This is a genomic window from Streptomyces sp. NPDC051136 (assembly GCF_044455745.1).
Classification (GTDB): Bacteria; Actinomycetota; Actinomycetes; order Streptomycetales; family Streptomycetaceae; genus Streptomyces.
On record NZ_JBITFE010000002.1, the window covers coordinates 335,142 to 356,656 of the forward strand.

A 21,515-nucleotide genomic window follows, 5' to 3' on the forward strand; every position below is an offset into this window, starting at 1 on the left:
CGTACCGTTGACCCATGGATCTTCGACTGCCCCGCGTGCGGGGGCTGCTACGGGGGCCGCGGCGGGTGTTCTCCGCCGCGGCCGCCGTCGTCGTGCTCGCCGGCGCCGGGACGTGGACGGCCGTCGCCGGTGACGAGCCGGCCCCGGTGCGGCGCGCCGACCGGACCGTGGCGGTGGGCGACGGCGTGCGCCTGGACACCTCGTACTTCACGTCGGGCTCCGGCGGCCGCCGCCCGGCCGTCCTGCTCGCGCACGGCTTCGGCGGCAGCAAGGACGACATACGGGAGCAGGCCGAGGACCTGGCGAGGGACGGGTACGCCGTCCTGACCTGGTCCGCGCGCGGCTTCGGGAAGTCCACGGGGAAGATCGGGCTGAACGCGCCGGACGGCGAGGTCGCCGACGTGTCCCGGCTGATCGACTGGCTCGCCCGGCAGCCCCAGGTCCGGCTGGACGAGGACGGCGACCCCCGCGTGGGCATCGCGGGCGGCTCCTACGGCGGCGCGGTCGCGCTGCTCGCGGCCGGCCACGACACCCGGGTGGACGCCGTCGCCCCCGCGATCACCTACTGGAACCTGGCCGACGCCCTGTTCCCGAACGGCGTCTTCAAGAAGCTGTGGGCCGGCATCTTCGTCAACACGGGCGGCGGCTGCGACCGGTTCGAGGCGGACCTGTGCCGCATGTACCAGCGCGTCGCCGAGTCCGGCAGGCCCGACGCCGAGGCCGTGAAGCTCCTGGAGGCGCGCAGTCCGCAGGCCGTCGGCGACCGCATCAAAGTGCCCACCCTGCTGACGCAGGGCCAGACCGACTCCCTCTTCCCGCTCGGCCAGGCCGACGCCGCGGCGAAGGCGATCCGGGCCAACGGCGCCCCCGTCGACGTGGACTGGATCGCGGGCGGGCACGACGGCGGCGACCTGGAGAACGACCGCGTCCGGGCGCGCATCGACGGCTGGTTCGACCGCTACCTCAAGGACGATCCGCACGCGGACACCGGCCCCGCCTTCCGCGTCACCCGCACCGGAGGCGTCGACTCCACCGACGGCCGGGCCCAGTTGCGGGGCGCGAGCGCCGACCGGTACCCGGGCCTGGCGGCCGGACCGCGCTCCGTGCCCCTGCGCGGCCGCGAGCAGAGCGTCGACAACCCGGCCGGCGCGAACCCGCCCGCCGTCTCCGCACTCCCCGGCCTCGGCGGCGCCGGAGGGCTCTCGCAGCTCTCCTCGCTCGGCGTCGGCGTCTCCCTCGACTTCCCCGGCCAGTACGCCGCGTTCGAGTCCGCCCCCGTCGACGACGGCCTGCGGATCACCGGCTCACCCACGGCCACCGTCCACGTCCGCTCCACCACCGAGGACGCCGTCCTCTTCGCCAAGGTGTACGACGTCGGCCCCGGCGGCGCCGCGCCCGTGCTCCCCTCCCAGCTGGTCACCCCCGTCCGCGTCGAGGACGCCGGGGCCGGCCGGGACGTGACGGTCACCCTCCCGGCGATCGACCACGAGGTGGAGAAGGGCCACCGCCTCCGCCTGGTCCTCGCCTCCACCGACCTCGGCTACGCCTCCCCGGCCGCCCCGGCGACGTACACCGTCTCCCTCCGCGGCGACCTGAAGGTGCCGACCGCCCCCGGCGTGACGACCGCCGCGGCGCCGCTGCCCGCCTGGGTGTGGTGGCTGCCCCTGGCCGGCGCCGCCGTCGCCCTGGCCCTGCTGTGGGCGGGCCGCCGCCGCACCGCCGCACCGGCCCCCGACCCCGCGTCGGCCGACGTGCCCCTGCGGATCACCGGCCTCAGCAAGCGGTACGCCGGGGCCACCGAACGCTACGCGGTGCGGGAGCTGTCGTTCCGCGTCGAGAAGGGGCAGGTGCTCGGCCTGCTCGGGCCCAACGGCGCGGGCAAGACGACCACCCTGCGGATGCTGATGGGACTGATCAAGCCGGACGACGGCGAGATCAGGGTCTTCGGCCACGCCGTCCGCCCCGGCGCCCCGGTGCTCTCCCGGGTCGGCGCCTTCGTCGAGGGCGCGGGCTTCCTGCCGCACCTGTCCGGCCGGGAGAACCTGGAGCTGTACTGGCGGGCCACCGGACGCCCGCCCGAGGACGCCCACCTGGACGAGGCACTGGAGATCGCCGGGCTCGGCGACGCGCTCGCCCGCGCGGTGCGCACCTACTCCCAGGGCATGCGTCAGCGCCTCGCCATCGCCCAGGCGATGCTCGGCCTGCCCGACCTCCTCATCCTCGACGAGCCGACCAACGGACTGGACCCGCCGCAGATCCGCGAGATGCGCGAGGTGATGATCCGCTACGCGGCGGCCGGCCGCACCGTGATCGTCTCCAGCCACCTGCTGGCCGAGGTCGAGCAGTCCTGCACGCACCTCGTGGTCATGGACCGGGGCCGGCTGGTCCAGGCCGGTCCGGTCGCCGAGATCATCGGCTCCGGCGACACCCTCCTCGTCGGCACCGGCCTGCCCGTGGACGGACCGCTCGTGGACAAGGTCGCCGCCCTGCCGGGTGTCGCCTCGGTCGTGCACACCGACGACGGGCTCCTGGTCCGCCTCGACCCCGGCGGCACGGCGTCCGGCCTGGTCGCCGAACTGGTCCGGCTGGAGATCCCGGTGGCCTCGGTGGGCCCGCACCGCCGCCTGGAGGACGCTTTCCTCACCCTGATCGGAGGTTCCGCATGAGCACGCCCACCGAGACGGTGCCGGCCGGACCCGCGCCCGAGGCGGCGCAGTCGTCCGCGTCCGGCTACCGGGCGGGCCGCACCCTGCCCCTGCGGGTGGAGCTGGTGCGCCAGCTCAAGCGGCGCCGCACCCTCGTCATGGGCGCGATCCTCGCCGCCCTGCCGTTCGTCCTGGCCGTCGCCTTCGCGATCGGCGGCGAGCCGGAAGGACCCGGCGACCGCATCACCCTGATGGACACCGCCACCGCCTCCGGCGCCAACTTCGCCGCCGTCAACCTCTTCGTGTCGGCGGGCTTCCTGCTGGTCGTCCCGGTCGCCCTGTTCTGCGGGGACACCGTGGCCTCCGAGGCGAGCTGGTCCTCCCTGCGCTACCTGCTCGCTGCTCCGGTGCCGCGCGCCCGGCTGCTCGCGTCCAAGCTCGCCGTCGGGCTCGGGCTGAGCCTGGCCGCGATGGTGCTGCTGCCCCTGGTCGCGCTGGCCGTGGGCACGGTCGCCTACGGCTGGGGACCGCTGGCCGTCCCCACCGGCGGCTCGCTGGCCCCGGGCACGGCCGCGCAGCGCCTGGTGGTGGTCGTGGCGTACCTGTTCGTCTCCCAACTGGTCACCGCAGCGCTCGCGTTCTGGCTGTCCACCCGGACCGACGCCCCGCTCGGCGCGGTCGGCGGCGCCGTCGGCCTGACCATCGTCGGCAACGTCCTGGACGCGGTGACCGCGCTGGGCCACTGGCGCGACTTCCTGCCCGCGCACTGGCAGTTCGCCTGGGCGGACGCCGTCCAGCCGCACCCGGAGTGGTCGGGCATGATCCAGGGCACGGCGGTCTCGGTGACGTACGCGCTCGTGCTGTTCGCCCTGTCCTTCCGGGGCTTCGCCCGCAAGGACATCGTGTCGTAGGCGCCCGGCGGCCCGCCCACCGGTCCCGACGGCCCGCCCCCGTGCGCCCATTGACGTTTCCTTACGCGTGAGTAAGTTTACTCCGAAGTAAGTTCGTAGCCGAGTGCACGCGACAGCGCAGCAGTCCGACCGCGACCGGGAGCCGTCCATGGGCGTACGCAGGGACCTGAAACGGGCGAAGAACCGCGGCGGCCTCGGGTCCCGCGCACGGACCGAGACCGTCGTGGACGCCCACGGCACCGTCCGCGAGGCCCGCACCGCCGCCCTCGCACCCCGCCCCACCGAGGGCAGCACCGCCGACATCCCGTTCATCAACGCGGCCGAGGCCCCCGGCGCGGTGGTCCTGCGCCGCCGGGTGGACGGCGCCTGGCGGCCCGTCACCGCCGCGGAGTTCGCCCGCGAGGTCACCGCCGTGGCCAAGGGGCTGATCGCCGCGGGTCTGGAACCCGGCGGCCGGGTCGCCGTCATGTCCCGCACCCGCTACGAGTGGACGGTCCTGGACTTCGCCGTCTGGACGGCCGGCGGGCAGACCGTCCCCGTGTACGCCACCTCCTCGGCCGACCAGGTCGAGTGGATCGTGCGCGACTCCGGCGCCCGGCACGTCGTCACCGAGACCGCCGCCCACACCGCCACCGTCCTCACCGGCACCGCCGGCCACCCCGGGCACCCGCGGGTCTGGGAACTCGACGCCGGCGCGCTCGCCGACCTCGCCGCCCTCGGCCGGGGCGTGAGCGACGACGAGGTCACCAAGCGCCGCACCGCCCTCACCCCGGACGCGGTCGCCACCGTCTGCTACACCTCGGGCACCACCGGCCGCCCCAAGGGCTGCGTCCTGACCCACGCCAACCTGCACGCCGAGGCCGCCAACACGGTCGAGCTGCTGCACCCGATCTTCAAGGAGGTCACCGGCCAGACCGCCTCGACCCTCCTCTTCCTGCCGCTCGCCCACATCCTGGGCCGCACCATCCAGATCGCCTGCCTGCTGGCCCGCATCGAGATCGGCCACTTCCCGAGCATCAAGCCGGACGAGCTGCGCCCCGCGCTCAAGTCCTTCCGCCCGACCTTCCTGGTCGGCGTCCCGTACCTGTTCGAGAAGATCCACGACACCGGCCGGGCGACCGCCGAGAGGATCGGCCGCGGCGCCTCCTTCGAACGCGCCCACCGCCTCGCCGTCCGCTTCGGCGCCGCGCACCTGGAGCGCTTCCTCGGCCGCGGCAAGGGCCCCACCCCGGGCCTGTGGGCCGGCTGGGCCCTCTACGACCTGCTGGTCTACCGCCGGGTGCGGGCGGAGCTGGGCGGCCGGCTGCGCTACGCCATCAGCGGCGGCTCCCCGCTGGAGAGCGACCTCAACCTGTTCTTCTACGCCGCCGGCATCATGGTCTACGAGGGCTACGGCCTGACCGAGACCACCGCCGCCGCCACCATCGTCCCGCCGCTCGGCCCCCGCCCCGGCACCGTCGGACCGCCAATCCCCGGCACCGCCGTGCGCATCGCGGACGACGGCGAGGTGCTCGTCAAGGGCGGCATCGTCTTCGGCGCCTACCGGGGCAACCCCGAGGCCACCGAAGCGGCCCTCACCGACGGCTGGTTCGCCACCGGCGACCTCGGTTCCCTCGACGCCGACGGCTACCTCACCATCACCGGCCGCAAGAAGGACCTCCTGGTCACCTCGGGCGGCAAGAACGTCTCCCCGGCCGTCCTGGAGGACCGCCTGCGCAGCCGCCCGCCCGTCGCCCAGTGCCTGGTCGTCGGCGACAACCGGCCCTTCGTCGCCGCGCTGATCACCCTCGACCCGGACGCCGTCGCCCACTGGCTCGCGGTGCGCGGGCTGCCCGCCGGCACGCCGGTCTCCGAGCTGGTGCGGGACGACGGGATGCGCGCCTACGTCCAGAAGGCCGTGGACCACGCCAACGCGGCCGTCTCCCGGGCCGAGTCGATCCGCGCCTTCCGGCTGGTCGAGGGCGAGTTCACCGAGGAGAACGGGCTGCTGACCCCCTCCCTGAAGGTCAGGCGGCACGCGGCGGTGGCGGCATACGCGCAGGAGATCGAGGCGCTGTACGCGACACCGCGCGCCTGACCCGGGACACCCGCCCAGCGCGGCGGGCACGCGAAAGGGGCGGGCCGCCGACATGCCCGGCGACCCGCCCCTTCGGCGATGTCAGTCCTCGCCGTTGGAGGACAGGATCGAGACGTCCTCCAGGAGGTGGGCCAGCGCACCGTCGCGCTTGGCCTGCGTCGAGTTCTCGGCGCACTGCTGGTTCATGTCGTCACCCAGGACGTTGAGGTCCTGGATCGGCACGAGACCGATGACGCTGACCGGGATGTCGCTGACCGCGATGCACGGCTTGTTGAACGAACCCTGGATGAGCGCCATCTGCGGGCTCATGTTGCCGTGGGTCGCCGAGTTGCCGAAGTACTGCGACGCGCCGTTGCCGTTGGCGGAGACGGGCCCGCTGTCGTCGCCGATCGCCATCGCCTGCGGGGCCGCGGCAGCGGAGGCGCCCATGACGGAGGCGGCGATCGCCGCGTAGGCAACTACCTTCTTGATCACTGGCCAGTCCTTTCTGAGGAAACCCCGTCCACCGGAGCTCTCTGGTCAACTCCGTGAGTCCGTCCGGGTTTCTCCCGTTCACTCCGACGGCGGACAGCGGGAAATGTGTACGGGTACGCGTTTCTCCCCGGGATTCCGGCGATTTCCGCGGCGATTTCGAGATCCGGTGCGGGCCAACCGGGTGAACGCCCGCAACCAATCATGGCGCACCGGGTTGATGAGGCCGTAGGACAGTGCGTCGCTACGACGAAAGGAACGCGAAGTGCTCAAGAAGGCAATGGTCGCCGCGGCGGCTGCCGCTTCTGTGATCGGCATGTCGGCTGCCGCCGCTCCCCAGGCTCTGGCCATCGGGGACGACAACGGGCCGGCCGTGGCCAACGGCAACGGCGCCTCGTCGTCGTTCGGCAACTCGGCGACCGACGGCGACATGAGCCCGCAGCTGTCGCTGGTCGAGGGCACGCTGAACAAGCCGTGCCTCGGTGTCGAGGACGTCAACGTCGCCGTCATCAACCTGGTCCCGATCCAGGACATCAACGTCCTGGCGGACGACCTGAACCAGCAGTGCGCGGACAACTCCACGCAGGCCAAGCGCGACGGTGCCGTCTCGCACGTCCTGGAGGACCTGTCCGTCCTGTCGGCGAACGGCGAGGGCTGAGCCCCATTCCGCCCGGCCGGGCGGCCCGCTGATCACTCCGCGGGCCGCCCGGCCGTGCACGGGACGGGATTTCGGGGGAGCGGACCGACGTCGTCGCTCTCCTGGGGGAACGGCCGGACCGTTTTGTGAGGCATTCGAGTGAATCTCGGGGTGTCTCACGTTCGACAGTTTCTCCGGCCGTCAATTCCTCGTTTGCAGGCTGCAGGTCATGGTGCGAGCCGTCAATGCTGTGCTCGCGCGGTTTCGGCCGTCATTCAGGCATGACCGCAGAGAAGGGAAAGTTCATGAAGAAGAGCGCTGCTGTCGTCGCGGGCGCGATCATGGCCCTCGGCATGGCCGCCCCGGCCTTCGCCGACGCGGGTGCCGAGGGTGCCGCCATCGGCTCCCCGGGTGTCCTGTCCGGCAATGTCGTCCAGGTCCCCGTGCACGTTCCCGTCAACGTGTGCGGCAACACGATCAACGTGATCGGTCTGCTGAACCCGGCGTTCGGCAACGAGTGCGAGAACGACTGACGTCGTTCCGCACCGATCGGCTGCGTCACGGCCGGCCTTGGCCAACTCGTTTGGTTCGGGGCCGGCTTTTCCCCTTTCCGCAGCCCGTCCCCCAGATCGTTCTCCAGACATCTCTCATCTCTCCAAGCAGGAAGACAACCAGAGTGCGACAGACCCTGAGCAGGGGGATGGTCGCGGCTGCCGCCGCGACGGGCATCCTTTCCCTGTGCGGCAGCCCCGCCCTTGCCGACTCGCAGGCCGACGGGATCGCCACGAACTCCCCGGGCGCCGTCTCCGGCAACGCCCTCCAGGCCCCCATCGACGTGCCGGTCAACCTCTGCGGCAACACCGTCGACGTGATCGCCGCGCTGAACCCCGCCTTCGGCAACGAGTGCGAGAACGCCTCGGACGAGTCCGAGAAGCACGGTGAGGACAAGGGCGGCTCCGGCGGCGGTTACGGCGAGGACACCGGTTCCTCGTCCGGATCCGGTTCCCAGGCGGACACCGATTCCTCGTCCGGCTCCGGTTCCGAGGCGGACGGTGGTTCCTCGTCCGGCTCCGGTGCCCAGGCGGACGGCGTGGCCGCCGGCTCGCCGGGCGTCGGTTCCGGCAACGACGCGCAGGTCCCGGTCGACGTGCCGGTCAACCTCTGCGGCAACACCGTCGACGTGATCGCCGCGCTGAACCCGGTCTTCGGCAACGAGTGCGAGAACGCCTCCGAGGAGCCCCCTGGCTACGGCGAGGAGGAGCCCCCGCCGCCGACCACGCCCCCCGGTTACGGCGAGGAGGAGCCTCCGCCGCCCACCGACGAGGAGCCCCCGCCGCCCACCGACGAGGAGGAGCCCCCGCCCCCCGGCGAGGAGGAGCACACCCCGCCGGCTCCCCAGACGGAGCACCCGCCCGTCCTGGCCGAGACCGGCAGCGAGGGCACGCTGGGCGCCGCGGCCGCCGGCGCCGTGCTGATCGCGGGCGGAGCGATCCTGTACCGCCGGGGCCGGGCCCTCTCCGGCCGCTGACCCCGCCCCCGCCCGCCCCGACGCCCCCGGCCGGCCCCCGCACGGGCCACCGGGGGCGTCGTGGTGACCGCCCCCGGACGCGTGCGCACGTCAGTGGCTGCCGGCCCGGTCCTCCTCCGGCCGGTCGGCACGGCCCGCGCCGCCGCCCTTCGTCCCGGCACCCCCGGCCGCCGGGGCGGCGGGCGGGGCCTGACGCACGACGCGGGCGCGGACCGGGGCCGCGGTGCCCGGACGGGCGGCGCCGCCCCGGTGGACGCGGTCCCGCAGGCGGGCGCGCACGTGTCGGCTCCACAGCGTCCACAGCGCCCGGCCGGGCCCCTCGTCGTCCCGCGCGTGCCAGGCCAGCTCCCGCCCCCCGCGCTCCCTCGGCGCCGGACCCAGGGCGCTCAGCGGCGCGTAGTTCTCCACCACGAACACCCGGCCCGGCCGCGGCGCCCCCTCCGGCAGCGCCCGGTGGGTCAGGTCCAGGTGCAGCGCCCGTACGACGTCCAGTCCCGCGCTGTCGGTGAACAGCCGGAACTGGGCGCCGGGACGGGGGTTGAAGTCGAGCAGGTGGTAGCGGCCCGTGGTGCCGCAGCGACGGAAGTCGAGGTCGAAGACGCCCCGGTAGCCCAGCTCCGCGGTGACCCGCTCGGCCAGCGCCCGCACCCGCGGGTTGGGCGTCCAGCGGCCCACCGCCGTCAGACCGGCACCCCTCGGCCTGGCCCGCGTCTTGCGGCCCGGGCCGCCCGCCCGCACCGCGCCCGTACGGTCGGCGTACCCGTGGAAGAACCAGTCACGGTCGGCGCCCGGCGCCAGGAACGCCTGGAGCAGCAGCCGGCTGCCCGCCTCCTCGGCCCGCCGGTACAGTTCCCCGGCCTGACGCGCGGAGCGCACCAGCACGGTGCTGCGCAGTCCGCCGCCCGGCGGCACCAGCCAGGGGCGGCTCCACTTCGCCACCACCGGCAGGCCGAGCCGCCACGCCGCACGGACCGCCTCGGCGGGACCGTCCGGAACCAGCGTCTCGGGGTGCGGGACATCCAACGACGCGCACACGGCGGCCAGTTCCGCCTTGTCGGCCACCCGCTCAGCGAGCCCCTCCGGCTGGTCGGGCAGCAGATACGCGGGCCCCAGCTCGGCCCGCGCCCGGGCCACCGCCACGGCACACGCGTCGTCCATCGGAATCAGCACGGCGGGCCGGGCGATCCGCGCGGCGACACGGCGCAGGGCCACCGTGATCTCCGCGGGCGACGCCCCGGGCGGCGGCGGGGTGTGCAGCCCGCTCAGATAACGGGAGGCGCGGATCGGGCTGCCGGCGCAGTCGGCGACCACGTGCACGTCCACCCCGGCGCGGCCGAGCGAGCGCACGGCGCCCAGCGTTCCGTGGTGAAAGGGGTTCCGGTCGGTCCGCAGCAGAACGGCGGGGACACGGGTGTCGAACAGCGACACGGGAGACTTCCTTCGTATGCGGGCTGCGTCGAGCGGCTTCCGGTGCGGCTTTCACCGGTCCGGGCGGACGACGCACTCGAACGCCGTAACAGCGATGGCGTGACGGGCTTTCATGTGACTGGCTGTCAGTAACGGAAAACGAGAAGCGGCGGACAACGGCGAGACGAAGACAAGAGGAGGCCGGCATGGCCGCACGGCAGTCACGGGACCGGTCCAGGCGGCGGCCGGCGCACGTCGCGGCGGCGGTCGTCGCCGCTGCGGCGTTCCTGACCGCGACGCCCGCCGTCGCCTCCGGAGAACCGGCCGCGCCCGAACCCACTCCGGCGTTCGGCGCGTACCTGGACTACGGCCCGCGCGGCGTGGCCCGGATGGCGGCGCTGAGCCACTGGCTGGGCGGTGCCGAACTGCGCGTCGGCCACACCTACCTGCCCGGCGACCGCTGGAGCAACATCGAGGGCGCCCCCGGCTTCCTCGACGTGTGGGCCGACTGGCGCACCCGTCAGGCCGACCGGATGCTCGTCCTCAACGTGCCCATGATGGAGCGCAACGAAGAGCACGTCGGCGACCGCGAGGTGCGCCGACTGCTGCGCCAGGGCGCCGCCGGACGCTTCGACCGCCACTTCCGCGCCCTCGCCGAACGCCTCGTCGCCCTCAAGGTGCCCGACACGGTGCTCGTGCTCGGCTGGGAGATGAACGGCACCACCTACACCCACCGTTGCGGCCCCGACCCCGAGGCCTGGAAGGCGTACTGGAACCGGATCGTCACCACCATGCGCGCGGTGCCCGGCCAGAAGTTCCGGTTCGACTTCGCGCCGAGCCGGGGCCGGGACGCCGTGCCCTGGACGCAGTGCTACCCGGGGGACGCCACCGTCGACATCGTCGGCATGGACTCCTACGACCAGCCGCGCGGCACGACCTTCGACGAACAGGTCAAGGAACCCTACGGGCTCCAGGCGCACGTCGACTTCGCCAAGGCGCACGGCAAGCCCGTCTCCTACCCGGAGTGGGGACTGTTCCGCAACGGCGACAACGCCGCGTACATGCGGCGCATGCTCGCCTGGATGGACGAGCACAAGCCCGTCTACAACACGGTCACCGACTACTGCCCGCACGGCGTGTGGCAGTGCGACGACAACCCCCGCTCGACCGCCGTCTACCGGTCCGTGCTCTTCGGCCGCACCGACGAGACCGAGCCGACGGCCCCGGAGCCCGGCAAGCCGACCACGCCCACCGCGCCGCCCGTCCCGCCGGCGCCGCCCACCGTGACCGAACCCCCGGCCGGCTGCTCGCCGCTGGAGCTCGGCGACTGGGTCGAGTACTGGCTCGGCGGGAAGCTGTGCATGCGCCTGGACTGGTACTCGCGCACCAGGTAGCGGGGTGCGGCGGGGGCGGAGCGGGCGGTGGCCCGGGGGCCGGTCAGCTTCCTCCGCCACCGCCGCCCTCCCTCCGCTCGGCCCGCCGCCGCAGCAGCTCCTTGCCGCGGCGCCGCGCGGCCGCGTCGCCCAGGGCCGCCGCCAGCAGCGGGGCCGTGCGGCGGCGGGCCAGCAGCAGCCGCTGGTTCGGCACCGGCTCCGGACGCCAGTGGTGCTTGTACGGCTCGTCGCCCCGCAGCAGGCTCAGCGTGCCGCGCCCCGGGGCCCGGGTGTGCTCGGCGCACGCGTCCAGCAGCATCACCGCCACGTCCGCCTTCCGCTCCCGCAGCCGGGGGTGGGCGCCGTACAGATAACCGCCGGCCAGCCGGCGCGACAGCAGCGTCACGTCCACGGCCACCACCTCCCCGTCCATCAGGAACTCGGTGACCACCGCGTCCCCGGCGCGCACCATCGGCCCCACCGCCCGCACCAGGTGCTCACGGAAGCGGCCGCGCAGGTGCTCGCCGGTCACCTGCCGCCCCCGCCACTGCAACCGGTGCAGTTCGAGGAGCCGTCGCAGCGCCGCGTCCGTCTCCTCGGGCAGCACGGGCCGGCTCTTGACGCCGAGCGCGTCCAGCCGGCGCAGCCGGGCGCGGACCCGCTGCCTGGCCTTGGCCGAGGGCAGCCGGGCGACCAGCTCGTCCATGGGTACGGCGGGCAGCTCCAGGCAGAGCGAGTCGGCCAGCCGGCGCCGGGGTCCGCGCCAGCGGGCGTAGACCCGTTCGGCCGCGGCGCCCGGCCGTACCTCGCGCAGGTCGACCAGCGCCGTGCGGGCCGCCGCCGCCAGGCCCGCGGTGAGCGCGGCCTCCGCGTCCGGGCCCCGCTCGTCGTCCAGCAGGACGTCCCCGTAGTCCGAGATCGCCCCGCCCAGCGGCACCAGCGAAGGCACCGGGTGCCGTACGAGCATCAGCGGCGCGGCGGCCACCGGTTCGCGGCCGTCGCGGGCCAGCACCAGGCGCAGCCGCCCGGCCGAGCCGTACGCACGCCACCAGGAGAGCAGCCAGGCGTGGCTCTGGAACGGGGTCGCGGCGGCACACCGGTCGTACAGCCGCCGCCACTCGGGGGCCAGCCCCGCGAAGACGCGCTCGTCGGTGACCAGTTCGACCGTGTACCCGGGCGGGAACGCGTCCACGCGCGGCTGCCTCGGGTACGTCACAGCTGCCCGCGGGCGTCCGACGCCGACGCCGGTCCGGGCACGGCGGCCGCGGGGCCGGACCCCGGGGCGGTGCGGCGCGGCCGGACCAGCAGGGCCAGCCCGCCGAGCAGACCGCCCGCGCTCGCGCCCACCAGGCCCGTCACGGCGGCGGACGGCGAGGACGGCTCCCCGGGCTCGGTGGCCCGGGCGAACTGCCGCAGCTCCACGTGGGTGTCGTCGGCCGAGGCGTCCGCGTGCCGGGTGAGGGCGCGGGCGACCGCGTTGGCCATGTCGGCGGCCTCCTCCGGGTCGGCGGAGGTGGCCGTCACCGAGACCATCGGCGCGTCCGGCGAGGTCGCGGTGCGCACGCTCCGCTCCAGCGTCGCCACCGGCACGTGGGCCCACATCTGCGCGTCCCCGAGCACCGCGAGCTGCGTGGCGACCCGGCCGTAGGCCTGCGCGAAGCCCAGCGCGGACGACGGGTCGGACGCGTCGGCGGGGACGGCGACCACGTAACTCGTCGCCGTGTACTGCGGGGTGGTGAGCAGGCCGTACCCGGCGCCGAGCAGCCCGCCGGCGACGACGCCGGCCGCGAGCGGGGACCAGGGCGGGAGCGAGCGCAGGCGGAGCAGGCTGCGGCGCCGGGCGCGACGCAGGGCGGCCCGGGTGCGGTGCCGGCGCGAGGGCGGGCCGGGCGCGAGGTCCGTGGCGGGCTCGGCGGGGGACTGGGTGAGGGGCTCGGTCATGCGGACTTGACTCCCTGGGGTGCCGGGGACGGGGGCAGTGGCTGCGTCAGGGTGGTCGCGTACACGTCCATCAGCCGGGCGGCGCTGCGGGTGACGCAGTAGTGCCGGGCCGCCTCGGGGGCGGTGCGCGTGCCGGGGACCGGACCGCCGGACGCGCGGGTCTCGGTGAGGGCGCGGGCGAACTCCGCGGCGCCGCCGCCGACCCGCCGGGCCCCGGGCGCGGACCCGGGCGGCAGGTCCTCGATCGCCGGGCAGGAGGAGTACAGCACCGGCAGCCCGGACGCGAGCCCCTCCACGGCGGCCAGGCCGAAGGCCTCCTCCCGCGACGGCGACGCGAGGACGTCCATCGCGGCGGCGAGGGCGGGCAGGTCGGGGCCCGGGGAGCCGTCGGGGAGGTAGGGGCGCTCGCCGGTGAGCAGGACGCGGTCGGCGACCCCGGCCTCGCGGGCGGTGCGGCGCAGCAGGTGCTCCTGGGGGCCGCCGCCGACCAGCAGCAGCCAGCAGTCGGGCGGCAGCAGGGCCAGGGCGCGGACCAGGACGTCGAACCGTTTGGCCGCCGTGAGCCGTCCGACGCCGCCGACGACGTACGCGCCCTCGGGCAGGCCGAGGCGGCGCCGGGTGCGCAGCCGCTGGACCGGGTCGAAGCGGAAGCGGGCCAGGTCGATGCCGTTGGGGACGACCTCGATGCGGGGCGCGGGCACCCCCCAGCGCCGCAGCCGGTCGGCGACGGTGGGGGAGACGGCGACCGTGGCGCTGCCGAGGCGCTCACCGGCCAGGTAGAGGGCGCGGACGCCCGGGGTGAGCGGGCGGCCCTCCATCTGGGAGTCGCCCAGGGAGTGTTCGGTGGCGACGACCGCGCGGACCCCGGCCAGCCGGGCGGCGAGGCGGCCGTAGAGGCAGGCGCGGTAGAGGTGGGTGTGCACGAGGTCGTAGCCGCCGGTGCGGATCAGCCGGGCCAGCCGGGGCAGCGCGGCCACGTCGCGGTTGCCGGTCATGCCGAGGTGGACGACGTTCACGCCGTCGGCCAGCAGCCCCTCGGCGACCGGGCCGGGGTTGGTGAGCGTCACGACGTCGCAGTCGACGGGCAGGTGCCGCAGCAGCAGCCGCAGTTGCTGCTCGGCGCCGCCGACACCGAGGCCGGTGATGATGTGCAGGGCCTTCACGTCCGTCACCTCACACTCCCGCCGCGGCCCGGCGGCGCAGGCGGTGCAGCCGGGTCTTCAACAGCAGCCGTACGGGGGTGTCCCGCTGGCCCACGTGCACGCGGGGCAGGGCGTACGGGCCGGTGAGCGGGCCGGGGTCGATGGCGCAGGCGTAGGAGTAGCCCGCGGCGCGCACGGCGTCGGCGGCGCGGGCGTCGACCGTGCCGTACGGGTAGCAGAAGCCGCCGGCCGGGGTGCCGGTCAGCTCCGTGAGCCGGGCCCTGCTCCCGGCGGTCTCGGCGGCCAGCGTGGCGTCGTCCGCCGTGGTCAGGTCGACGTGGGTGAGGCCGTGCGAGCCGATCTCCACGCCCTCGGCTGCGGCGCGGCGGATGCCGTCGGCGGTCAGCAGCGGCTTGCGCGGGCCCAGCGGGTCCCACGCGTTGTCGCCGCCGAGCCGGCCCGGCAGCACGAAGAGGGTCGCCCCGCAGCCCCAGCGGCGCAGGCACGGCAGGGCGTGCTCGACGAAGTCGGCGTACCCGTCGTCGAAGGTCAGCCCCACCAGGTCCCGGCCGCCGCCCCGGGCGCGGGCGGCCAGCAGTTCGGCGACCGGCACGCCGCGCAGCCCGCGCCGCCGCAGCCAGCCCAGCTGCGCGTCCAGCCGGTCGGGCGTGACGGTGATGCGGTACGGGTCGTCCGAGCAGTCCCCGACCGAGTGGTACATCGCCACCCAGGGGACGGCGCCGGGGCGGGCGTCAGCGGTCGTTGCGGAAGGGGAACCGGAAGCGTGCAGGGCCATGCGGGTGCCTTTGCGTGACGGGGAGGGGGAAGCGGACGGGGCGGACCGTCCGCAGGGCCGGGCGAAGGCCCTGGACGTCCAGGGCCAGGCCGAGGACGACGAAGACACCGCCGACGGTCGCGGCGCCCACGGCCAGCGACAGGCCGGCCTGCGCGGCACCCGCCGACCGGCCCGCGGCGCAGGTGACCAGGTCGGCGGCCCACGCGCCCGCGCCGGTCGCCACCGCCGCCGCCAGCACCGGCCGGCCCAGGCCGGCCAGGACCCGCGGCACGCGCACCGGCACGCTGCGCGGGCCCATGCCGGCCAGCAGCAGGGCGGCGGTGACGGTGATGCCGGCGGCGTTGGCGGCGGCGATGCCGGTCACGCCCCAGGACCCGACCGAGCAGGCGCCGACGACGGCGGTGGCCACGACGCCGACGCCCATCGCGCCGAACGGGTACCAGGAGGCGCGGCCGGCCGAGAAGTAGGAGCGGGCCAGCGCGCCCACCACGGTCTGACCGAGCAGCCCGAGGGCGTACACGCGCATGACGGCGGCCGTCGCCGCCGCGTCGGCGGCCGTGAACGCGCCGCGGTGGAAGAGCAGCTCGATGATCTGCGGTGCGCAGGCGACGACGGTGGCCGCGCCGAGCAGCACCAGGCAGGACGCCAGCACCACGTCCCGCTCGACCCGGTCGCGGGCCCGCCGCGTGTCGCCGTCGGCCAGCGCGCGGGCGACCACCGGAAAGGTGACCGTGCACAGCATCAGCGACAGGGTCATCGGGATCTGGGCCACCTTCTGCGCGTAGTTCAGGTGCGAGATGGCCCCGGAGGGGAGCCCGGAGGCGAGGAAGCGCTCGATGAGGACCTGGGACTGGCGGCACAGGGCGAACAGCAGGACGGTCGTGAACAGGGCGAGGGCGAGCGGACGGGCGGGGTCCTCGGCCGCCGCCGTCGGCGGCTCGCCGCCCTCCCGCCGCAGCCGCCGCAGCAGCGAGGGCAGTTGCGCCGCCACCATCAGGAACCCGCCCACCGCGACCCCCACCGCCGCCGAACGCACCCCCCAGCGTCCGCCGAGCACGAACATCGCCGTGACGATGCCGGTGTTGTAGGCGACGTAGATCGCCGCCGGGGCCAGGAAGCGCCGGTGCGCCCGCAGCGCGGCGCTGCAGTACCCGGCGAGCCCGAAGCTGAGGACACAGGTGGCGGTGAGCCGGGTGCAGTCCACGGCGAGGGCATGGTCGGGCAGCCCCGGCGCCAGGGCCCGGACCAGCACGGGCGCGGCGGCGGCGACCAGCGCACCGGCCGCGCCGAAGGCCAGGGCCAGCCGGGGCAGGGTCGAGGCGACCAACGCACGGACCGGGTCCCCGGCGGCGCCCCGCGCGCGGCGGGCCAGGGCCAGGCTGAACATCGGGACCAGCGCGAAGGCCAGCCCGTCCTCGATCAGCAGCGTCGCCGCGAACTCCGGCACCGTCCACGCCACCAGGAAGGCGTCCGTCTCGCCGCCGGCCCCGAACAGCCGCGCCAGCGCCTGGTCCCGGACCAGCCCGAGCACCGACCCGGCGACCGAGAGCAGGGCGGTGACGAGGGCGGCCCGGGCGAGGAAACGGCCCGAGGACCGGACCTCGGGAGCGGGCGCGGCCCCGGGGTGCGGCGGGGTGGGCCTGGCGGGGGCGCGGGGCGCCTCGGCGGCCGTGCGCGGACCGGTCGTCGTCACCGTCCCGGCACCTCCCGCGCGGCGGACCCGAGCGCCCACCAGGCCGCCAGCCCGAAGCACACCGCCGTCAGCACCGTCGACGGCCCGCCGATGTCGGCGTACGCGAAGTCGGTCAGCTGCCACACCAGCAGCCCGCAGGCGACGAACGCGCAGTCCGGTGCCGTCCCCTCGGCCCGCCGCGCGCCGCGCAGCCTGCGCAGCCCGAGGACGAGCAGCGCCAGCCAGCTCCCGGCGAGCGCGGTCAGCCCGATCAGCCCCTGCTCCGCCAGCACCAGCAGGTACATGTTGTGCGGCGACAGCAGCGGCTGCCTGCGGTACCCGGCACCGGCGCCGTCGGTCTCGCTGCCCGAAGACAGCGCCAACGAGGCGTGCGCGTCACGGTGTTCGGGAAAGCCCTTGAGTCCCACGCCGGTCAGCGGCCGCTCCCGCCACATGCCGGCCGCCGCCGCCCACATCGTGTAGCGGTCGGTCACCGACTGGTCGGGGGCGTCGGCGACCCGCGTGATGCTGCCGAGGCGCTCCTGGAGCATCGCCGTGCCGACCCCGAAGCCGCCCACCAGCACCACCGCCGCCGCGACCACGGCCGCCGCCACCGCCAGCGCCCTGCGCACCCCGGCCAGCAGCAGCTGCACCGCGCACGTCACCGCCGTCGCGATCCACGCGCCGCGGCTGAACGACAGGGCGAGCGGCAGCAGCAGGGCGAGCCCGCACCCGGCGGCGAGCAGCCGCCGGCGGGCCGGTCCCCTCCCCAGCGCCAGCCCGAGGGCGCAGACCAGTCCCAGCGAGACCACGGTCGCCATCCCCATCACGTCCTGCGGCCCGAAGGTGCCCACCGCCCGGATCGGCTCACCCTGGTAGGAGGCGCCGGTCCCGGTGACGTACTGGTGCACGCCCACCGCCCCCTGCCACACCGCGAGCGCCGTCATCGACCAGGCGAGCAGCGTCACGTCGGCGCGGTCGCGGACCAGCAGCAGTACGGCTGCGGGGACCAGGACGAAGACCTGGAGGTACCGTCCGAGTCCGCCGAGCCCGGCCCCCGGCGAGAGGGCGCCGGCGGCGGCCACGGCCAGCCCGAGCACGGGCAGCCCGAGGACCACCGCGGCCGCACGGGTCAGCGGACGCCGCCGGTCCCGCACCAGCCGCAGCGCGCAGTACAGCACCGCCAGCGCGGAGACCGCGTCGGCCGGGTGCGCGCCGCCCCCGTCGCCGGGGGCGACGGGCAGGGCGAGCAGGGCGACCACCGCGACCACGGCCAGCACCGGCGGCGGCCGCCGCAGGCGCACCGCGGACCACAGCGGCAGGGCGGGACTGCTCACCTCGGCTCAGCTCCCCGTGGGGCGCACGAGTGCCACGGCCGTGCGCAGCAGGATGCACACGTCCCGCCACAGCGACCAGTCGTCGATGTACGCGTTGTCGAAGCGGGCCCGGTCCTCGATGGAGGTGTCGCCGCGCAGCCCGTTGATCTGCGCCAGCCCCGTGATCCCGGCCGGCATCCGGTGCCGGGCGGCGTAACCGGGGTAGGTCTGGCTGAACCGCGCCACGAAGTACGGGCGTTCGGGCCGCGGGCCGACCAGGCTCATGTCGCCCCGGAAGACGTTCCACAGCTGGAGCAGCTCGTCCAGCGAGGTGCGCCGCAGGAAACGGCAGAACCACGGCATCCGGCGTTCGTCCGCCACGCTCCACCGGGTCGCCGACTCGTGCTCGTCGGCCGGGCGGTGCGTGCGGAACTTCAGCAGGGTGAACGGCCTACCGCCCTGCCCGACGCGCTCCTGCCGGAACAGCACACCCGGACCGCCCACCACCCTCAGCGTCGCGGCGCAGGCCAGCAGCAGAGGGCTCAGCAGCAGCAACAGCACCCCGGACACCGTCACGTCGAGCACCCGCTTGCCCGCGCCGCCCGGCCGCGCCGCCACCGGTTCCAGACGCCGGCAGGGGTAGGCGGCGATCCGGTCCCCGGCCGGGTACGACGGGGCGCCGGCGTGGACGGGAGGCTCGGCGTCCAGCTCCCACACCGCGCAGCCCGACTCGGCCAGCGTGCCCAGCAGCGCCGCCTGCCGGGGCCGGACCGAGGGATCCACGGCCAGGACGTCCCGCACGCCGTTCTGCACGACCGCCCGCCGTACCTCCTCGTCCGTGGCCAGCACGGGCAGGGTCGTGGTGCCGCCCGGGTCGTCGGTGACGATCCCGACGGGGCGCAGGCCGCAGCGCGGGTGGCGCAACAGCGCCGATGCCACCTGCTGCGCGGTCGCGACGGGCCCGACGACGAGGGCGGCGCGGGGACGGTTCACCAGCGCCGCACGGTGCCTGTGGTGCACGGCGGCCCGGCCGGCGCACCCGCTCACCGCGTGCAACAGGAAACCGGCGGCCAGGACCGGCGCGGACAGCGCGTGCCGCGGCGCGTACGCCGCGAGGAGCGCCGCCAGCACCAGCCACACCACCGCCGTGCGGCCGCACAGCGCGGGCAGGTCGTCCAGCGCGCCGGCCGGCGGCCTGACCGGCCGCGGGCGCAGCAGCAGCGAGGCGGCCACCAGCAGGGCCGCGAGCAGCGGTCGGTGCGGGGCACCGGTGAGGACCAGCGAACCCGGCAGGGCCGCCGCGCCGTCCGCGACGAGCAGCGCCAGCGAGGAGCCCCGCCGAGCCGCGGGACGTCCGGCGGGCAGCCGGGGACTTCCGGTGCCGTCGCGCTGCGGCAGCACCGCGACGGGCGAGGAGCCGAGGCCGCGTGCCTGGCCGGCGGGGGAGGGGACGGTGCTTTCCGCGCTCACGGGTGGGTGGACTCCCTGCACTCGATGGGCACGACGGCCGACCGGCCCGAGGCCGGGAACCTGCCGCCGGGGAGAGGACGCGGCGCGGCGGAGGACACGGCGCAGCCGCCGGGGCCGGTGCCGCCGACGCGGGTGTGCGCCGGGGCCGCGGGCCGGATGTGCGCCGGGGCCGCGGGCCGTACGCCGGCGAGGAGTTCGCCGTACAGGGCCGCGACCGCCGTCGCGGTGTGCCGTACGTCGTGGGCGGACCGGACGTGGGCCCGCCCCCGGCGGCCGAGCGACGCGCGCAGCGGGGCGTCGAGCAGCAGTGCGGCGGCGGCGTCGGCCAGCGCCGCCGGGTCCCCGGGCTGCACCAGGCAGTGCGGCACGAGCGCGGGCGGCAGGCCCTCACGGGCACCGTCCACGTCGGTCACCAGCACGGGCCGTCCGCAGGCCATCGCCTCCAGCGGGGCCAGCGCCATGCCCTCCCAGCGCGACGGCAGGACGACCAGGTCGGCGGCCCGGTACCAGGCGGCGGCGTCGGCGACGGCCCCCGTGAAGCGCACGGACGCCGGGGCCCGCGCGGCCAGCCGGGCGCGGTCCGGGCCGTCACCGACCAGGACCAGCCGGGCGCCGGGCACGCGCGCGAGGACCGCCTCCCAGGCGTCCAGCAGGAGGTCCTGCCCCTTCTGCCGGCACAGCCGCCCCACGCAGACCACCAACGGAGTCTGCGGACCGACACCGAGCCGCAGCCGTGCACCGGCGGGGTCGGCAGGATCGGCGGGGTCGGCGGACACGGCCGGGTCGGCCGGGGCGGTGGACACGGCCGGGTCGGCCGGGGCGGTGGACACGGCCGGGGCGCCGGGAGCGGCGACCGGCGCCTCGGTGTCGGTGTAGGCGCCGGTGTCTTCGTCGTCGGGAGCGGGAGCGGGAGAGGGCGCGGTGGCGTCGAAGCGGGCGAGGTCGATGCCGTTCGGGATCACCGCCCAGGGGCCGGGCAGCCCGGCGCGCATCCCCCGCGCGCGTTCCGCCTCGCTCACGCACACCGTCCGCGCCGCCCACCGCGCCGCCCAGCGCTCCCAGCCGAGCGCCAGGAGTGCGGGAGCCCCGCCGACCGCCTCGAACGACCAGGCGTGCGGCTGGAACACCGTCGGGACCCGGCCCCGTACGGCGAGCCGCCCCGCGAGACCGGCCTTGGCACTGTGCGCGTGCACCAGATCGGGCCGCACGTCGTCGATCACGCGTACGAGCCGTCGTACCTCCGGTACCAGCGAGGGACCGGGCGGGCGGGTCGCGGGCCAGTGCCGTACGTCGGCGCCCAGTGCGCGCAGCCGGTCGGCCAGTTGCCCGCCGGGGCAGGCGACCGCGACGTGCAGCCCGGCGGCGAGCTGAGCGCGTGTCAGATCCGTCACCACCCGGGCGACCCCGCCGTCCACCGGTTGGGTGAGGTGCAGAACCCGTGGCCGAAAACCGGCCGCTGGCAGGTGCATGCGCGTTTCCTCGCTCACGGGGATTGCTCGGGACGGGCGGGAAGGCGCCCGACCGCGGGGCGCCGGCCGCGACGCGGCACACGGGTGCGTCGAATGGTGTGGGACTCTAGCTGCTATCCGTACTAATACGTCGAAACCGGGTAAGTGTGTTGGATTGGTGAATCCAGGGTTCTCGCGAGATCACCCCTTTGGCGGCACAACTCAGGCCCGCGCCACGCGTTGACACTGCGCCGGGCAGCCGCCCGGATGTGTGTACAACCCCAAGGAGCACTTCTCCATGTCGCGTATCGCGAAGGGCCTGGCCCTGACCTCCGTCGCCGCCGCCGCGGTGGCGGGCACCGCCGGTGTCGCCGCCGCCGACAGCGGCGCGCAGGCCGCCGCCGCCCACTCCCCGGGCGTCCTGTCCGGCAACGTGGTGCAGGTCCCGGTCCACATCCCGGTCAACGTCTGCGGTAACACCATCGACGTCATCGGCCTGCTGAACCCGGCGTTCGGCAACGAGTGCGAGAACGACTGACGTCGGCTGGCAACTCTCCGCACCGGCCGTCCGTACCGCGGTTCCTCCGCGAACGGGCGGCCGGTTCGCGTGTGCGGCGCGGACGGCGGTGCGCTGCCCCGAATGGGGGGACCGGGCAGCGACACGGCGCACGGGCCTTGACC

The 21,515-nt window shown here is 75.5% G+C and carries 18 protein-coding genes; 8 read left to right on the top strand and 10 right to left on the bottom strand.

Annotated features, from left to right (window positions below):
• Positions 1-14 precede the first annotated feature (14 nt).
• From ACIBCJ_RS07085 to ACIBCJ_RS07095, 3 genes are all read left to right on the top strand, one after another.
• Entirely contained in the window at positions 15-2,666 is a 2,652-nt protein-coding gene (locus ACIBCJ_RS07085) for a CocE/NonD family hydrolase (protein WP_365979063.1), read from the top strand.
• Positions 2,663-3,556 (top strand): ABC transporter permease, encoded by an 894-nt coding sequence (locus ACIBCJ_RS07090; protein ID WP_365979064.1) that lies wholly within the window; start codon positions 2,663-2,665, stop codon positions 3,554-3,556. The genes ACIBCJ_RS07085 and ACIBCJ_RS07090 overlap by 4 nt, the downstream gene beginning before the upstream one ends.
• A 148-nt stretch (positions 3,557-3,704) precedes the next feature.
• Positions 3,705-5,633 carry an AMP-dependent synthetase/ligase gene (locus tag ACIBCJ_RS07095; protein WP_365979065.1) on the top strand — a complete coding sequence of 643 codons (1,929 nt, stop codon included), beginning with the start codon at positions 3,705-3,707 and terminating at the stop codon, positions 5,631-5,633.
• Between the two features lie 81 nt (positions 5,634-5,714).
• Here the strand turns inward: ACIBCJ_RS07095 and rdlB are convergent, their stop codons facing one another.
• Positions 5,715-6,107, bottom strand: a complete 393-nt coding sequence (rdlB, locus tag ACIBCJ_RS07100; RefSeq protein ID WP_362094959.1) for a rodlin RdlB — start codon at positions 6,105-6,107, stop codon at positions 5,715-5,717.
• Between the two features lie 262 nt (positions 6,108-6,369).
• Between rdlB and rdlA the strand changes: the two genes are divergently transcribed.
• The 3 genes from rdlA to ACIBCJ_RS07115 all read left to right on the top strand — a co-directional run bounded on the left by rdlA (position 6,370) and on the right by ACIBCJ_RS07115 (position 8,269).
• Positions 6,370-6,762, top strand: a complete 393-nt coding sequence (gene rdlA, locus ACIBCJ_RS07105; protein ID WP_031014367.1) for a rodlin RdlA — start codon at positions 6,370-6,372, stop codon at positions 6,760-6,762.
• Between the two features lie 284 nt (positions 6,763-7,046).
• Entirely contained in the window at positions 7,047-7,274 is a 228-nt protein-coding gene (gene chpD, locus ACIBCJ_RS07110; RefSeq protein WP_133886037.1) for a chaplin ChpD, read from the top strand.
• 143 nt (positions 7,275-7,417) lie between these two features.
• Positions 7,418-8,269, top strand: a complete 852-nt coding sequence (locus ACIBCJ_RS07115; protein WP_365979066.1) for a chaplin — start codon at positions 7,418-7,420, stop codon at positions 8,267-8,269.
• 90 nt (positions 8,270-8,359) lie between these two features.
• Here ACIBCJ_RS07115 and ACIBCJ_RS07120 read toward each other — a convergent pair whose 3' ends face one another.
• Positions 8,360-9,697 carry an ATP-grasp domain-containing protein gene (locus tag ACIBCJ_RS07120; RefSeq protein WP_365979067.1) on the bottom strand — a complete coding sequence of 446 codons (1,338 nt, stop codon included), beginning with the start codon at positions 9,695-9,697 and terminating at the stop codon, positions 8,360-8,362.
• A gap of 185 nt (positions 9,698-9,882) precedes the next feature.
• On the opposite strand from ACIBCJ_RS07120, the gene ACIBCJ_RS07125 reads away from it, so the two are divergent.
• Positions 9,883-11,070, top strand: coding sequence for a glycosyl hydrolase (locus ACIBCJ_RS07125; RefSeq protein ID WP_362503871.1), 1,188 nt, complete (start codon positions 9,883-9,885; stop codon positions 11,068-11,070).
• Positions 11,071-11,113: 43 nt separating this feature from the next.
• Here the strand turns inward: ACIBCJ_RS07125 and ACIBCJ_RS07130 are convergent, their stop codons facing one another.
• The 8 genes from ACIBCJ_RS07130 to ACIBCJ_RS07165 are packed head-to-tail and all read right to left on the bottom strand — an operon-like array spanning position 11,114 to position 20,855.
• On the bottom strand, positions 11,114-12,241 hold the full coding sequence (locus ACIBCJ_RS07130; RefSeq protein ID WP_365979068.1) for a GNAT family N-acetyltransferase: 1,128 nt from the start codon (positions 12,239-12,241) through the stop codon (positions 11,114-11,116).
• A 20-nt stretch (positions 12,242-12,261) separates the two neighbouring features.
• Complete coding sequence (locus ACIBCJ_RS07135; protein WP_362094974.1) at positions 12,262-12,990, bottom strand: lipopolysaccharide biosynthesis protein; 729 nt, start codon at positions 12,988-12,990, stop codon at positions 12,262-12,264.
• On the bottom strand, positions 12,987-14,153 hold the full coding sequence (locus tag ACIBCJ_RS07140; RefSeq protein ID WP_362095563.1) for a glycosyltransferase: 1,167 nt from the start codon (positions 14,151-14,153) through the stop codon (positions 12,987-12,989). Before ACIBCJ_RS07140 ends, ACIBCJ_RS07135 begins: the two co-directional genes overlap by 4 nt.
• Before the next feature lie 10 nt (positions 14,154-14,163).
• Positions 14,164-14,853 carry a polysaccharide deacetylase family protein gene (locus ACIBCJ_RS07145; protein WP_365979069.1) on the bottom strand — a complete coding sequence of 230 codons (690 nt, stop codon included), beginning with the start codon at positions 14,851-14,853 and terminating at the stop codon, positions 14,164-14,166.
• A 31-nt stretch (positions 14,854-14,884) separates the two neighbouring features.
• Positions 14,885-16,621: a lipid II flippase MurJ gene (gene murJ, locus ACIBCJ_RS07150; protein ID WP_365979070.1), complete on the bottom strand. Its 1,737-nt coding sequence runs from the start codon at positions 16,619-16,621 to the stop codon at positions 14,885-14,887.
• Entirely contained in the window at positions 16,618-17,937 is a 1,320-nt protein-coding gene (locus ACIBCJ_RS07155) for an O-antigen ligase family protein (protein ID WP_365979071.1), read from the bottom strand. Before ACIBCJ_RS07155 ends, murJ begins: the two co-directional genes overlap by 4 nt.
• A 6-nt stretch (positions 17,938-17,943) precedes the next feature.
• Positions 17,944-19,386: a sugar transferase gene (locus ACIBCJ_RS07160; RefSeq protein WP_365979072.1), complete on the bottom strand. Its 1,443-nt coding sequence runs from the start codon at positions 19,384-19,386 to the stop codon at positions 17,944-17,946.
• Positions 19,383-20,855, bottom strand: a complete 1,473-nt coding sequence (locus ACIBCJ_RS07165; protein WP_365979073.1) for a glycosyltransferase — start codon at positions 20,853-20,855, stop codon at positions 19,383-19,385. Before ACIBCJ_RS07165 ends, ACIBCJ_RS07160 begins: the two co-directional genes overlap by 4 nt.
• 277 nt (positions 20,856-21,132) lie before the next feature.
• Between ACIBCJ_RS07165 and chpG the strand changes: the two genes are divergently transcribed.
• Positions 21,133-21,372: a chaplin ChpG gene (chpG, locus tag ACIBCJ_RS07170; RefSeq protein WP_007449696.1), complete on the top strand. Its 240-nt coding sequence runs from the start codon at positions 21,133-21,135 to the stop codon at positions 21,370-21,372.
• Positions 21,373-21,515: the final 143 nt, after the last annotated feature.

Excerpts from the sequence above, each read along its gene's own strand:
- ACIBCJ_RS07085 (WP_365979063.1), top strand. The coding sequence starts at position 15 with ATGGATCTTCGACTGCCCCGCGTGCGGGGGCTGCTACGGGGGCCGCGG.
- ACIBCJ_RS07090 (WP_365979064.1), top strand. The coding sequence starts at position 2,663 with ATGAGCACGCCCACCGAGACGGTGCCGGCCGGACCCGCGCCCGAGGCG.
- ACIBCJ_RS07095 (WP_365979065.1), top strand. The coding sequence starts at position 3,705 with ATGGGCGTACGCAGGGACCTGAAACGGGCGAAGAACCGCGGCGGCCTC.
- chpD (WP_133886037.1), top strand. The coding sequence starts at position 7,047 with ATGAAGAAGAGCGCTGCTGTCGTCGCGGGCGCGATCATGGCCCTCGGC.
- ACIBCJ_RS07125 (WP_362503871.1), top strand. The coding sequence starts at position 9,883 with ATGGCCGCACGGCAGTCACGGGACCGGTCCAGGCGGCGGCCGGCGCAC.
- ACIBCJ_RS07135 (WP_362094974.1), bottom strand. The coding sequence starts at position 12,990 with ATGACCGAGCCCCTCACCCAGTCCCCCGCCGAGCCCGCCACGGACCTC.
- ACIBCJ_RS07145 (WP_365979069.1), bottom strand. The coding sequence starts at position 14,853 with ATGTACCACTCGGTCGGGGACTGCTCGGACGACCCGTACCGCATCACC.
- ACIBCJ_RS07165 (WP_365979073.1), bottom strand. The coding sequence starts at position 20,855 with ATGCACCTGCCAGCGGCCGGTTTTCGGCCACGGGTTCTGCACCTCACC.
- chpG (WP_007449696.1), top strand. The coding sequence starts at position 21,133 with ATGTCGCGTATCGCGAAGGGCCTGGCCCTGACCTCCGTCGCCGCCGCC.